Source organism: Maribacter sp. MS6 (assembly GCF_056839185.1).
In genome coordinates this window covers 1,826,379-1,840,844 of sequence record NZ_CM166389.1, presented here as the reverse complement: position 1 = coordinate 1,840,844, position 14,466 = coordinate 1,826,379, and the positions used below count along the sequence as shown (strand labels likewise).

Here is a 14,466-nt window from a genome sequence, read left to right as displayed (position 1 = left end):
AGAACTATATTTGAAATTGAGATAAAAGCTCCCTCAATGAGTACAAAATTACGCTTAGTTTTTTCAATTACCATGGTATTTGTCTCCTTTTATGGGGTCGCCCAGAGTAATTATTGGAAAGACACTGATTTAACCCGAGCAGAGGAACGGGCTACTTTGAATGAATTTGCAATCGAAAAGGCTACCGCTTATACTTTGGATGAAACTCGGTTTAAGAATCAATTGGGAGCTAAGTCTAAGTCGGGTAGCGGTAACGGAGTTGTTTATTTCCCGGACGAAAATGGGAAGCAGATTCCTTTTGAGGTAATCGAGGCAAGTACTTTTTCTACTGCTTTGGCAAAAAAATATCCCAATATAAAATCGTACAAAGGTCGAAGTACCCTGGGTGATGGAAAACGGATTCGTTTTAGTGTGTCACACAAGGGAATTCATAGTATGATGTCTACCGCCGGTAATGGAGGTTCGGTTTTTATGGAGAAAGGTAGAAAGGGCAAATATGTGCTCTATCATGCTAAAGACCGCACAGCCAAGGAAGCATTTGTTTGTTATACGTCTCCCGATGTCTTAGAAATCGGGAATACCTTATCGGCACGTTTGGTGGACAATCAGGAATTGCGAAAGTTTAGACTCGCCATAGCTGCATCTGGTGAATATACGAGCTTCCACGGCGGCACTAAGGTCGATGCCCTAGCTGCTATAAACGCTACGGTTACTAGGATTAATGAAGTGTTTGAAAATGATTTGGCAGTTACCTTGGAGTTGATCGGTACTACCGATGAAGTTGTCTACCTAGATTCTGAAACCGACCCTTTTACGGGTAATCTAAGTTCTCAGACACAGAATACTTTGGATACCGTCATAGGTGAGGCAAACTACGATATTGGGCATCTATTTAATCAAAGGGATAATACCTTGGATGGCAATGCTGGATTTGTAGGTTCAGTTTGTCTTAGCGGTAGAAAGGGTAGTGCCTATAGCACGCTGTCATCGCCACAGGGAGAAGCTTTCGCAATAGATTTAGTAGCGCATGAGATGGGACATCAATTAGGAGCAAATCATACGTTTTCCCATATTTCCGAAGGTACTCTGACACAAGTAGAACCTGGAAGTGGTACCACCATTATGGGGTATGCCGGTATTACGGGGGCAGATGATGTGGCACAGAACAGTGACGCTTATTTTCATTATATCAGTATTGTTCAGGTACAGGAATTTTTGGAGAATGTGACTTGCGTTGAAACCATACCCTTGCTCAATACACCACCAAGTTTGGTAGCTGTTGCAGATGTTACTATTCCAAAAGGGACTCCCTTTGTACTTACAGGAAACGCTTTGGATACAGATAGTGCTGATGTTCTGTCTTACGTTTGGGAGCAAACAGATAACGGTATTGTTACACAAGCCACTTTTGGTCCTACAAGTCCTACCGGAGCGTTATTCAGATCTTTACCTCCAAATTCTTCGCCGTCTCGTTATTTTCCAAAATTGGAGCGTGTGGTTTCAGGAGATTTAACACAGGATACGCCTAGCTTAAATGGAGCTTGGGAGACACTATCCTTGGTAGAGCGCGAATTAAATTTTGCCTTAACGGTTCGTGATAATGCAATAAATGGAGGCCAATTAATTTCGGATGAGGTATCCGTTTTTGTGACTAATGATGCCGGTCCTTTTGTAGTGACTTCACAGGAAACATCCGTTTCTTATGTGGCCGGTGAGGTAGGTACACTTACATGGGATGTTGCCAGCACAAATTTAGCTCCGGTTTTTGCCGAGACAGTAGACATTTTTCTTTCTACCGATGGTGGCCAGACATATTCTGTCACCGTAGCTGAGGATGTATTGAATGATGGTGTTCATGATTTTGTAGTACCTGGAGTTGAGACTACCAGCGGTAGATTCATGGTTAAAGCCTCGGAAAATGTATTTTTTGCCATAAATAGCGCTAATTTTAGCATTGTGCCGTCGGAGGTAATTCTCAATGTTGCCAGATTGGATTATGAGATATGCCAACCAGATAATTTGGACGTGGATTTTATCTATAATACCGATTTAGGTTTTGTAGAAGAAAGTACCTTTAGTATCGTTGGGGCTCCTGCGGGATTAACGGCTGTTTTTTCAAGTCCGACCGCCACTGATAATGACACTCCGGTAACGATTACCTTCTCCGGAGCAGGAAGTCTTCCGGTCGGTGTCTATCCTGTTCAGATAGTTGCTACATCGACGAGCATAACTAAAGAAATCACGTTAAACCTTACCATCTTTGATACTGATTTTACAGATGTGGTGTTTACAGCTCCTTTAAATGGGGCAATAGATGTATCAACCGAGGTTGTTTTAGAATGGGATACCGATATTAGAAATACCGAATACGACGTGGAAATAGCCACAGATATAGCTTTCACCAATATTATAGAAACTGTTAGTGTTACCAATACTTTTTACACTCCAACAAATCTTGAGAACAATGCAAGTTATTTTTGGCGCGTAAAGCCCAAAAATAGTTGTGGTGAAGGTACCTTTGGACCACCATTTGGTTTTAGTACAATCGTCTTTAATTGTGATACGGTAGCCGCTTTTGATGTGCCATTGGACATATCGCCTATAGACACCCCAACCATTACCTCAAAAATTGTGTTTTATGAGGACTTGCCAATTGCTGATATTAATGTTGCATTGAATGTAGAGCATAGTTTTTTGGCAGATTTACAGATCAGTCTTACCTCACCCGCTGGAACCACTGTTGTCCTCGCTTCTAGCTCTTGTAACGATTCAAGAAATATCAATGCTGTTTTTGACGATGACGCACCTGATTTTGTCTGTGGCGGAAATCCTGCGATAAGCGGAACGGTAGCCCCACTTGGTTCATTAGGTTCTTTTAATGGCGAATCAATATTAGGGGAATGGGTGCTGGAAATCAAGGATAATGCTGCAGCTGATGGTGGGCGATTAAATTCATTTTCAATGGAAGTCTGTGTTGAAGGAGATTTTAGGCCAGATTCGGATAACGACGGTGTTTTTGATGATGGGGACGACTTGTGTTTGAATACCCCTGAGGGACAAGAAGTAGACGCCTCTGGGTGTCCTATATACCGATTTACAAATCAGAATTTCAATATCAGCCTTGAAAGTGAAACTTGTAGGATTAATAATGACGGTAGCATAACGATTACACCTAAAGTTGGGCTAAGTTATGAAGTTACAATTACTGGAGTAGGACTAGACCAAACACAGGGTTTTACCAATATGTTTACGATATCAGATTTAAATGCCGGAACGTACACTATTTGTATAAATGGAACAGATGGTACAATTGTTTATGAGGAATTCTGTACCCAAGTAGTTATTTCGGAACCGGATGCGTTGAGCGTTACTTCAAAAGTATCTGGCGACGGCACAAAACTGACCGTTGATCTAGTAGGTTCGGACTTTTATAATGTTGAGCTCAACGGAGAACTTGTGCAGACACAGGCTCCAAGTATTACTTTGGATCTTAAAAATGGGATCAATAGTTTAAAAGTATTTACCGATATTCCCTGTCAAGGAGTCTATAACGAACAATTTATACGTTCTGATGAGCCCTTGGTATTTCCAAATCCGTTTAGGGATATGGTTGGGGTGTATTTTGTAGGAGAGGGTGCTAAGGTATCCATGAGGGTATTTTCGGCGGATGGCAGATTTATAAAAAGTAGTCTATTGGTGATAGATGCCAATGGAACGCAAATAGATTTGGGAGCTCTTCCTAATGGGCTCTACTATGTTCAACTTATCGGTGAGGGAATAAAGACAACTACTAAAATTATTAAGGAATGATACGGAATACCTATTTCATTGTCGCATTGTTGGGCTTGGTTATAGGTTGTGGCAAAAAGGATGAGCCTAAACCTCCAGGTCAAGTACAGTTGGTGTTTCCAGATAAAAATTCAGAATGTACTACAGGGCAATCTTTAGGGGCAACAACAAGTAGGGTAACGTTTAGATGGCAGGAGGCCAAAAATGTGAAGACCTATGAATTAAGGGTAACCAATTTGAATGCCGGAACCACACAAACAATAAGCACTGCTACAACATCGGCAAATCTACCCATAGAGAAAGGGGTTCAGTTTGCCTGGCAGGTTCGATCACGAAACAACCAGGTAGAGGAAAGTATCTCCAGTGAAGTTTGGAATTTTTACAACGCTGGGTCCAATACTTCTTTTGCACCTTTTCCTGCAGATATTTTAAGCCCAAGAATGTCTCAGCGGGTTTTTAAGGATATTAACAATGAAGTTACCTTATCCTGGTCAGCAAGTGATTTGGATAATGACATCGATGATTTTGAGGTGTACCTGTCAACTGTAAACCCTCCCACAGACTTGATAGCTAATCTAGGTAACAGTATCTTGGAACAAAAAGTTTCCGTTGCTTCGAATACAGTATACTATTGGAATGTTATTACCACAGATTCAGAAGGTAATGCTACGAGTTCAGGGGTTTATACCTTTACGGTATTATAAGTCTATGAACGTTTAAGAATTATTAAATTCATTCATGGTACGGGCTATGCCCGCCAACACAAAGGAGGTGATTACTTCAGTAGATCTTTTAAGGCGCTCCTGCATTAATGCGTTTTCTTCTTCGTTCCATGTGCCTAATACATATTCTACTTGCCTTCCCCTACCAAAATCTGCTCCCACACCAAACCGGAATCTATTGTATACACTGCTTTGCAGGAACAGTTGTATATCTTTAAGTCCGTTATGGCCACCGTCACTTCCTTTCGTTTTTATGCGAATTGTCCCGAACGATAAATTAATATCGTCTGTAATTACCAGTATGTTCTCTAGCGGAATCTTCTCTTTTTCCATCCAATACTTTAGCGCCTTTCCGCTCCTGTTCATGTAGGTAGATGGTTTTAAGCAAAGTATGCTTCGGCCTTTTACCTTGAACATACCAATATCTCCTAATTTTACTGTCTCAAAGGTGAATTCCTCTTTAGTGGCTAAGGCATCCAATATCTTAAAACCAATATTATGCCTTGTGTCCTTATACTCGTCCCCTATATTACCTAGGCCTACAATTAAAAATTTCTTCATAGGGTCTTCTTCTGTTAAGTAACCTTTATTTTTTTTAAATAAGAATTTTAAAAGTTTGAGCATGGATTTTAAGCCTTTTAAAGGCTATAAAAATACAAAAGCATCCCGATACTGATATCGGGATGCTTTTTGTTAATCTGTAAAATAACCTATGGCTATTCTTGTGCAGTATCTTCGCCCGCTCCTTCTGCAGTAGCTCCTTCTTCTCCTTCTTCTCCTTCTCCTTCTTCTTCATCCTCATCCACAGCGACCGCGGCACGAGCCATTTTAACTTGTACAACAGTTGTGCTATCCGGGTGTAGAATAGTGAAATCGTCGTTCAATAAAGATTCAACTATGATATTCTCGCCTATCTTTAATTTGGAAATATCAACATCAAAGAAATCCGGTAGCTTGTCCGGTAAAGCTTTAATTGCCAATTTTCTTTTTCTAAACAGTAGACGTCCACCGTTTCTTACCCCTGGCGAGTTTCCTTCTAAACGTACCGGGATGTTCATGGTAACCTCCTTGTCATCGAACAATTGGTAAAAGTCTATGTGCAAAATTTTATCCGTAACCGGATGAAATTGAATGTCCTGCATAATAGCTTTTACTTTTCCGTGACCCAAATCAACCTCAACAGTATGCGCGGCTGCGGTGTACACTAAATCTCTGAACGCTAGTTCAGGTGCTGAAAAGTGTAGTGGTTTTTCCCCTCCGTATACTACGCAAGGAACCATTCCAGCATTACGTAAGGCTTTTGTTGACTTTTTGCCCACGCTTTCTCTTTCTGATCCTTTAATTGTAATTGACTTCATTATATATATTAAAAATTAATAATTCTAATTTGTATCTCCATGGTGGTTACATTAGAAATTTAGAGGAGATAGAGTTGTTATTGTGTACTTTGTCCATTACCTCTGCAAAAAGATTGGCGCAACTTAGTACACGCACTTTATCACTTTTTATTTCTATCGGAATAGAATCCGTGATAATCAATTCTGTGAGCTGTGATTTTTCTATTTTTTCATAGGCATCACCGGATAGCAATCCGTGTGTGGTTATAGCGCGAACGCTTATGGCGCCACGTTCCATCATTAAATCGGCTGCTTTTGTCAATGTTCCAGCGGTATCTACCATGTCATCTACTAAAACAACATTTTTTCCTTGTACGTCACCGATAAGCTCCATGTGGCTGATTACATTGGCTTTTGCCCTTTGTTTGTAACACACTACAACATCACTTTCCAGTGCTTTGGAATAGGCGTATGCTCTCTTGGACCCACCCATGTCTGGTGACGCTATCGTAAGATTGTCCAAACCTAGGTTTTTCAAATAAGGTAAAAATAGCGTGGAGGCAAAAAGGTGATCCACAGGTTTTTCAAAAAATCCTTGAATCTGGTCCGCATGCAAGTCCATAGTAATGATTCTCGTTGCACCGGCAGTTTCTAACATTTTAGCAACTAGTTTTGCTGCAATGGGTACTCTGGGCTTGTCTTTTCTATCTTGTCTTGCCCATCCAAAATAAGGCATAACTGCGGTAATGTGCCGTGCAGAAGCCCTTTTGGCGGCATCTATCATCAACAGCATTTCCATCAGGTTTTCTGAGCTTGGGTGAGTTGAACCTATGATGAAGATCCGGGTACCTCGAATGGATTCCTCGAACGAGGGTTGAAATTCTCCGTCGCTGTAGCGCGAGAAAAGAACTTTCCCAAGTTCTGCACCGTAAGCTTTGGCAATTTTTTTGCCCAACTCCATACTTTGTGTACAAGCAAAAATCTTTGGTTCAGGAACTTGGTATGGCATAGCTTTGAATATTGTGTCGATAGAATGTGAGGAAGTAGTCTGAATACCCCTGATTTCTAAGGAGGTGCAAATTTAAAAATTAAATCGGGTTGCTAAACTATAAATGTGAATAATTTTGTAGCTGTAACGAAATATTTTTCTAATTTTGCATTCCTACTTTTAAAAGCTCGAGTGGCGGAACTGGTAGACGCGCTGGATTCAAAATCCAGTTCTTCGGAGTGCGGGTTCGATTCCCGCCTCGAGTACTTAAAGGGAAAGCCGAGATTTATGTCTCGGCTTTTTTATTCCAGGTACAACATAGGTACAACAAATTAGGCTTCATACATAATTATTGAGCTTCCTGTATTGGAAGACTATTCTGGTTGCTAGTAAAAAACCGAGGGACTTACGTCCCTAAGCGGACAAAACCCATCTGAAAGGACCTTTTCGAAACTTTCGGATTTTAGTTCAAAACTTGATAAATAGATTCTGAGGCTTTTTCACAATCTTTGTCGGTCAACGATAGACCAAAGGCTTCGTTCAGGACTTCCTTTACTATTATCTGAACTCTTTTATTAGGATTGGTCGTCTTTTTAAAATGAATTTCTGTGTTTATGTGAAAGTTGATATCGACAGCTTCGGTTTCATAGTCATTGAGATCGATTAGTTTACTGGATTGTTCTCCTAAAGGATTCCATTGAGTTAGAATTCCTTTAATTTTCAATATATATTCTTCGTCCATTTTACTATTTATTTGATACAAACCTAGATCTAGCGTTCCCATCTATTTTCATCCCCATGTCGGCACAGTATTTTTTTAATTCGTTCAGATCGACTACAAAATCGTTTACAGCAAAACCTTGGGAAATCAGGTCTCGTTTTACCTTTATATATGATTTGTGCCACTCTTTCCATGTATCATGCATGCTATCCCTGTCGTCAATCATCTCCAAGAATTTTCTCCAATCTTTTTTTCGATAGTAGGCAAGATTCACATCCATATCATTTCATGTGTACATATTTCAGGACGGGTCAAAATTGCACCCAACGGTCTAGTATAAGAATAGTAGCGGATTTTGAAACACGAACTATTCGGATTAAACACAGACCTTAAATATAAAAAAAGCGATTTCGATTAAGCACCAAAACCGCTATTATTTTTATACATTGTTAGCTACTGCCCTTTTTTGATTCGTTAGCCAATTGTTCAGTTTTTTTCTCAAATTCGGCATAATTACGTAGTTCATAAGTCCGACTAAAACTACTGTTAAAATCAAGGTTCGGACTGCAAGTGGTAATTCCATTAGTTGCTCGTTGAATAATAAAAAAATTCCTGTTATTAACGGATAAATGACTATCCACGTTAGAAATGCAAGTTTATGTTTTGATGGTTTTGTTTCTTTTATCATTTTAGTTCTCTTTTAAATATTTTAATATGTCTTTGTTAAACCGATTTGGTTCTGAATACATTGGTGAATGGCCACTTTTGTCATAAACAATGAGCTGATTGGTCTTAATTTCTTGTTCAAGTATTTCTATTGTTTGCATTGGAACTATTGCATCATTCGCTCCGTGAATTATGAGTGTTGGCACTCTAATTTCATTAAGATTATTATCGAGCAAATCCTGTTTTTGCTTTAAGGATTTTAAGATTTGGTAAACCGTATATCCATCATTCCAATTAAGTTTTTTGATTAAGGATTTTTTTAACGCTTGAGTAGTTTGTAATTCTTGATTTTTGTAATATATCTTTAAAACATAGTTTTTCATTTCCTCTACAGTTGTAGGATTTGCAAAACGGTACATTTTATCGATATCAGCATTTTCAGGAAGTCCTAGAAGAAATGCTGGGTTTACTAAAATCAATTTATTCAGCTTTTCGGGATAGGTAACTGCGAAAAGAGAAGCTATCCAACCACCCATTGAATTGCCTATCAAAGAAGCTTTTTCAATGTTTTTTTGAATCATAAATTCATTTAAAAACTCCACTAATGTAGAACCTTTGTATGGCATTAAAGGTTTGTCAGAATATCCAAAGCCAATTTGGTCTAAAGCTATTACATTGTAGTTTTTGGAAAGCTTCTCTATATTTTTTGACCATCTTTCTGAATTACTACCTAAACCGTGTAATAAAATCAATGTTTCTCCCGTTCCTTTTTCAATATACTTTAATGTTTGTCCGAAAACTTCAATGTTATCGAAATTACTTTCCTTTTCTTGACCTAATACAAAGTGAGAAGTGAAAAAGAGTATAAATAGTAAGCTATTAACTTTTGAAGTTCTCATTACTCTATTTTTTATTGTTTTTTAATCTTGTATCTTCGATTGGACTTGCAAATTCGATAATGTTTCCATTTAAATCTTTTATAAATGCAACACGTCTGTTATAAAAGTCCAAAGGATAAGTCTCTGCTTTAACAAAAGTTTCAATACCTTTTTCATTGAGTTGTTGCATTGTTAAATCTATGTCTTCCACTTGAAAGCAAATGTGTGCATAGCCTTGATGAGATAAGTGTTCTCCGAAGTCGCTCACTTGTTTGTTGTTTTGTGTGCCTTCTTTATTTCCAATAATTTCAATTCTAAAATCGCCATTATTTAGATAGGCCAAATCAAGGTTGTCTAAACCTTCTACTTTCCATCGTACTTCTATTTCAAACCCCAAAATCTCTTTGTACCATTTTACGGTTTCGTCAAAATTTGTTACACCTAATAAAAGGTGGTCAGCTTTCATTGTTGATAAGCCTTTGTCTTTATTGGATTCTGATATTGTAAATCCAAAGATTCCTATTGCTACTAATACTACTGCTGTTATTGCTATTACTTTTTTCATTGTATTTGATTTTAAGATTATAAATTGATATTTATCGATTCTAAATTTTCCAAAAGGTGCTTTTCTGATGAAGTTCCCGCAATTGGGATGACGTTATTACTAAAATTAAGTAACCACGAAAGTGATAATTGATTTACTGAAATGTTCTGTTTTCTTGCTTGTTCGAGAATTTCGTCATCCCAATTATTAACTGCTATTGGTGTATGAGCCATAAATGCAATGTTTTGTTCAGAAAGTTTCTTTACTAACTCTTCGTGTCGTCTGTCTTGAAAGCTAAAGGCGTTTTGAACAACATCAATCTTCGCCACTTTTTGTGCTTTTTCAAATTGTTCGATTGTTACGTTGGATATTCCGATGTGCTTAATTTTTCCTTCTTGCTGAAATTTTGCCAAAGCTCCAACGGATTCCTCAATCGGAATGTTTGGGTCAACTCTATGCAGAAAGTAAACCTCAATTTGTTCACGGTCAAGCCTTTTTAAACTGCCTTCAATCGCAGTCCTCAAATAATAAGGATGTCCATTAGCCATAATTGCACCTGGCTTATATTTTACTGCTCCACCTTTTGTGGCAACTACGACTTCATTTTTATAAGGTTCAATTGCCTCTGCAACCACGAGTTCTGAAGTATAAGGACCATATGAATCTGCTGTATCTATAAAGTTTACGCCATTTTCGATTGCTTTTCTTATTACTGTTATCGCAGATGCTTTGTCAGTTGGATAACCCCAAATCCCGTTTCCTGTTGTTGCTCGCATTGTCCCAAAGCCCATTCGGTTAACTTCAGTTAGGTTTCTTATTTTAAATGTTGCGTTTAATTTGTCCATCTTTTTGTGTTTTTAATTCTTGATGGTACAAATGTATTGCAGGAAGAAGGCTTCTATTGGGTAGAAATTACTGCTTGATAGGTAAATTTTACAGAAATGTTACTTTTTGTCCCTAAATTGAGTTGGGGAAAGGTTGGTGGCACTTTTGAAATACTTTGAAAAATAAGATGTGTCTTGGAATTTTAGGAAATACGAAATTTCAGAAACAGATAGTTCTGTGCTTTTCAATAACGATTTAGCCTCTAAAATCGTGCGTTCTTTTATGATTTGAGTTGCTGTTTGTCCTGTCTCTTTTTTTATGGTATCGCTTAAATGATTTGTGCTGATGTTTAATTTAGAAGCAAAATCTGAAACAGAGAATAAATGTTCAGCTTTTTGGGTGGCTATATTAAAAAAGTGGGTTTCCAATAAATCGTAGAAAGATTTAGAAAGTAAATCTGAATCTTTCAATTTAGATTTTTGGTCATTTTGCTCGAAATACCATTTTTTTGATATTATCAGTAAAATGGATAAATAATGATAAATCAATTTCAATTTGTCCTTTTCGTTACTTTCGTAAATAGCAATTAATTTGCTTAACAAATTAGTTAATTCCGCTATCTGTTTGGTGTTTAATTTGAGTTGAACATCTGCGTCCATTTGAAAAAATGGATATTCTCGATAGATATTCGTTTTTGAAAATTGATTGATAAATTCCGCAGAGAATAAAAAAACGAAACCGTTCCACGGTTTTGTTTTTTTATAGTAACGCAAATGTTGTGGCGACATAAAGTAGAACGAACCACTTTTCATATCGTATTCTTTCATTCCGATTTTATATTTAGCCTCTCCTTCGATAAGCAAGGAAGCTGAAAAAGTGTCACTTCTGAAAATTTGTGTTTCGGATGAATGTGTTTCAGGTACTTCTTCGTGTCTGTGGATATGAAATAAATTCGATTGCGGTGTAAACGTTTTTAACGCTTTTAGCAATTCCGCAATGTTTTTAAAGTATGATATAGAATTACTGTCCTTCAATTTATTTCCTGTTGTTTGATTTTAGTACGATGTTTTTTTAGCTTGCGTACAACGTTTAGTATATGAAAAGTAGGCGATTTCGAAGCACTGAACTTTCAGCTAAGCACAAAGTTTGATACGAGCCAAAACCCTTGAAATTACTATGGTTTCGCCTATTTTTTATATACATTGTTGTATGCCGTTTTTAATTATTACTTATTGAAGTTCCTTTAGTCGAAAAGGATATTCCTTGCTGACCGTGTGTTGAAATCATAATTCCTTCAAAAAGTGGCTCAACTTTATCACTTTCAGAACCCCAAATAATTATAAAATTCGCCCCTGTTCCGCCACTCGTGTCATCTTCTTCAATGACATACTCAACTGACTGCATTGGCTTAAGAAGAATTGATTTTTCTAGAAAACTCTTAGTTTTTTCTCCTGCTGAGTTGTAGTAATCAACACTTGAAACATAAATGCTGTGTTTGAAACTTGTGTTTCGTAGGCTCAATGTAGCAGTTAGATTAAACCTAGTATCCTTCGATTCACTATAAATGTCTGAGTAAATAGGAACGTAAGTTGTGTCGTTGAAAGCTAGGTTTTGAGGAACTCTGTCAATCTCTAACGCTTCAAACTTGTCGTCACCGACTTTATTTAAGTTCTGGCTTCTTTCGACACAGGATTGTAAAGATATGATACCCAATAAGCACACTACGAGCATTTTTACTCTATACTGCCAAATCATCTTCCATATATTTTTCATTTTCCTTTTGTTTTTTGTTGATTAATGCAAACCCAAAGGTCAACACTCCTACACGACCTATAAACATTAAAACAATGACTAAGACTTTACCTATGTCAGTTAGGTCGCCTGTGATTCCTGTACTCAGTCCAACAGTACCAAGAGCAGAGGCGACTTCAAATAGAATTTTTTGAAATTCAAATTGCTCAGTAAATGTCAAAAGAAATGTGAACAAGAAAATTACACTTGTGTAAAGAATGAAAGTAGAAGTTGCAACATAAAGGCGTTCAAATGGAATAACCCGTCCCATAAATGAAATCTTTTTTTGACCAAATAATCTACTTTTTAAGACCGAAATCATAGCGGTAAGTGTAGTTATTTTCATACCACCCGCTGTTCCTGAAGGCGAAGCACCTATATACATTAAAAATGTTACAAAAAGCAAAATAGGCAAACTTAAACCACCTGTTGAAATGGTATTGAAGCCAACAGTAGTCATAGCTGTCATAGCTTGAAAAAAGGATTCTGAGAGTTGTGAGTGAGAGTTTTGTATGCTGGGTTCAGCTAAGTAGACTAGAGTAGTACCTATCAATAATAACAGCATAAAGCCGTAACTAACAATTTTGGTAGTAAAAGAAATGCTCTTTGATTTACCACTTACCCTATACCATAAATCAGTGATTACAATAAAACCTAGAGAGCCTGCAATTGCAAGTACAGATATTATAGTATTAATGAAACCATTGTCACTATAGCTTTCAAAACTGTTATTGAATAACCCAAAGCCTGCCGTACAAAAAGCTGAAACACTATGAAATATTGAAAACCAAATCGCTTTCATTGTGTCCATTCCTTCTTGTTGAAAAGCAACGAAGAAGCAAATTGCACCTAAAGTTTCCATTACTATGGTGAAAATTATTACGCTTTTAATAAAGTCTTTAATTTTAATGGTCTTTGGAAGCGTAAATTCTGCACCAATTATTTTGTTATGCCAATGCGTTATTCTTTGAGTTGTAAACAGCAGATAATAAGTTGTCAGAGTCATATATCCAATTCCACCAATTTGGAATAGTCCCATCACAATTAATTGCCCGAAAAAATTATATGAGTCATAAACACTTACCGTTACAAGTCCTGTGGTGGAAATGGCGGAAGTTGAAATGAAAAGGTTGTCAAGAATACCAACAGTTGTTTTATGAAACAACGGAATACACAATAGCCCAAAACCTACTAATGTGTACAGGAAAAAACCCCAAACTAAATTCATTTGTGGGGTTTTGCTCACTTGGAATTTTTTGTACCAAGTCAGAAACTTTTCGATTATGTTTTTTTTATCTGTCATTGTCGTTTTTCAAATGGCATACAACGGTGCGGCTATGGCAAGTAGGGCAGGCAAGGAAATTTTTCGTTTCCGTCTGGTCTGCGAGCCAGAGCTTTTTGTTTTGTAATTACTTTTCTTTTTTTAATTGCCAAATCCAAAAGATTTGGCGGACTTAGTAAACAAGCCCAAGCCATTAAATATAGTACTTTATGCCCTATTTGCTATAGCCATTGTTACCTGCTGGCTTTATTTTTTCACTTCCAAATTCGTTGTTAAAATCCCGAATTCTGTTATCATTTTTGTCATATTCCGCGTTCATAAGTATGTCCCTCCAGTCAGTTTTTGCCATTTCGAATGTTTTTTCTCGGTCAATTTTACCAATTGTAAATAAGTAGATAATTGACCTGATTATTCTGGGACTTCTTAAAGAATCATGGCATATAATTAAATTTTGCAATTCACTTATTATTTTTGAGTCCGCTCTTAATCCTCCATTAATAGTTTTTATTTGCTCAATAATGTCTTTCGGATATAAGTTCAGATTTATTGATTCCTGTTTATTTTCTGGGTCGCATTTTAGGTCGTGATTTATAATCTTAATTATTTTTCCGTAACCAATAGTCCGACTTCCTTCGCAAAATTTGAATTCCATATTTTCATAAAGCCGTTTTGAAAAATATTCGGTTCCTAAAATTGCAATTTCAGCTTTTACTTTAGTTCCTAATTCTGCAATTTCTTGTCCGATATAAGTCTGTTGTCCTGAAGTAAGATATTCAGGATAGTTTTTAAACTCAATATGTGGACGATAACCTGAATGTGCTGGACTTTTTCGTCCACTTTGTTCAGTAGTTAAAAATTCCAATTCAGCTATAAAATCTGTTCCGGTCATTTTTTTTTGAGCTTGCAGGTAACGTGTACGTGTA

Annotated in this window: 14 protein-coding genes and 1 tRNA gene; 3 read left to right on the top strand and 12 right to left on the bottom strand. The window is 37.1% G+C overall.

The features are described from left to right. The first annotated feature begins 36 nt into the window (after nt 1-36). Both MS6x_RS08165 and MS6x_RS08160 read left to right on the top strand, forming a co-directional pair. Nucleotides 37-3,810 carry a reprolysin-like metallopeptidase gene (locus MS6x_RS08165; protein WP_482606751.1) on the top strand — a complete coding sequence of 1,258 codons (3,774 nt, stop codon included), beginning with the start codon at nt 37-39 and terminating at the stop codon, nt 3,808-3,810. After that, nucleotides 3,807-4,493, top strand: coding sequence for a hypothetical protein (locus MS6x_RS08160; RefSeq protein ID WP_482606749.1), 687 nt, complete (start codon nt 3,807-3,809; stop codon nt 4,491-4,493). The genes MS6x_RS08165 and MS6x_RS08160 overlap by 4 nt, the downstream gene beginning before the upstream one ends. 12 nt (nt 4,494-4,505) lie before the next feature. On the opposite strand, the gene pth is transcribed toward MS6x_RS08160, so the two are convergent. From pth to MS6x_RS08145, 3 genes are all read right to left on the bottom strand, one after another. After that, nucleotides 4,506-5,135: an aminoacyl-tRNA hydrolase gene (gene pth / locus MS6x_RS08155; RefSeq protein ID WP_482606747.1), complete on the bottom strand. Its 630-nt coding sequence runs from the start codon at nt 5,133-5,135 to the stop codon at nt 4,506-4,508. A 92-nt stretch (nt 5,136-5,227) separates the two neighbouring features. Further along, entirely contained in the window at nt 5,228-5,869 is a 642-nt protein-coding gene (locus MS6x_RS08150) for a 50S ribosomal protein L25/general stress protein Ctc (RefSeq protein WP_482606745.1), read from the bottom strand. Between the two features lie 46 nt (nt 5,870-5,915). Beyond that, nucleotides 5,916-6,857 carry a ribose-phosphate pyrophosphokinase gene (locus tag MS6x_RS08145; RefSeq protein ID WP_482606743.1) on the bottom strand — a complete coding sequence of 314 codons (942 nt, stop codon included), beginning with the start codon at nt 6,855-6,857 and terminating at the stop codon, nt 5,916-5,918. A gap of 165 nt (nt 6,858-7,022) precedes the next feature. On the opposite strand from MS6x_RS08145, the gene MS6x_RS08140 reads away from it, so the two are divergent. Then, nucleotides 7,023-7,102 (top strand) — tRNA-Leu (locus MS6x_RS08140). A 197-nt stretch (nt 7,103-7,299) separates the two neighbouring features. Here MS6x_RS08140 and MS6x_RS08135 read toward each other — a convergent pair. The 9 genes from MS6x_RS08135 to MS6x_RS08095 all read right to left on the bottom strand — a co-directional run bounded on the left by MS6x_RS08135 (nt 7,300) and on the right by MS6x_RS08095 (nt 14,432). Next, nucleotides 7,300-7,578 carry a hypothetical protein gene (locus tag MS6x_RS08135; protein WP_482606741.1) on the bottom strand — a complete coding sequence of 93 codons (279 nt, stop codon included), beginning with the start codon at nt 7,576-7,578 and terminating at the stop codon, nt 7,300-7,302. A gap of 4 nt (nt 7,579-7,582) precedes the next feature. Further along, on the bottom strand, nt 7,583-7,837 hold the full coding sequence (locus MS6x_RS08130; RefSeq protein ID WP_482606739.1) for a hypothetical protein: 255 nt from the start codon (nt 7,835-7,837) through the stop codon (nt 7,583-7,585). Between the two features lie 409 nt (nt 7,838-8,246). Further along, on the bottom strand, nt 8,247-9,122 hold the full coding sequence (locus MS6x_RS08125; RefSeq protein ID WP_482606737.1) for an alpha/beta fold hydrolase: 876 nt from the start codon (nt 9,120-9,122) through the stop codon (nt 8,247-8,249). Between the two features lie 4 nt (nt 9,123-9,126). Then, nucleotides 9,127-9,666 (bottom strand): VOC family protein, encoded by a 540-nt coding sequence (locus tag MS6x_RS08120; RefSeq protein ID WP_482606735.1) that lies wholly within the window; start codon nt 9,664-9,666, stop codon nt 9,127-9,129. Nucleotides 9,667-9,683: 17 nt separating this feature from the next. Continuing rightward, complete coding sequence (locus MS6x_RS08115) at nt 9,684-10,490, bottom strand: aldo/keto reductase (RefSeq protein ID WP_482606734.1); 807 nt, start codon at nt 10,488-10,490, stop codon at nt 9,684-9,686. A 99-nt stretch (nt 10,491-10,589) separates the two neighbouring features. After that, entirely contained in the window at nt 10,590-11,459 is an 870-nt protein-coding gene (locus MS6x_RS08110; RefSeq protein WP_482606732.1) for an AraC family transcriptional regulator, read from the bottom strand. Between the two features lie 229 nt (nt 11,460-11,688). Then, nucleotides 11,689-12,243 (bottom strand): DUF3124 domain-containing protein, encoded by a 555-nt coding sequence (locus MS6x_RS08105; RefSeq protein WP_482606730.1) that lies wholly within the window; start codon nt 12,241-12,243, stop codon nt 11,689-11,691. After that, entirely contained in the window at nt 12,209-13,564 is a 1,356-nt protein-coding gene (locus tag MS6x_RS08100) for a TrkH family potassium uptake protein (RefSeq protein WP_482606728.1), read from the bottom strand. Before MS6x_RS08100 ends, MS6x_RS08105 begins: the two co-directional genes overlap by 35 nt. Nucleotides 13,565-13,757: 193 nt before the next feature. Further along, nucleotides 13,758-14,432, bottom strand: a complete 675-nt coding sequence (locus MS6x_RS08095) for an elongation factor Tu (protein WP_482606726.1) — start codon at nt 14,430-14,432, stop codon at nt 13,758-13,760. Nucleotides 14,433-14,466: the final 34 nt, after the last annotated feature.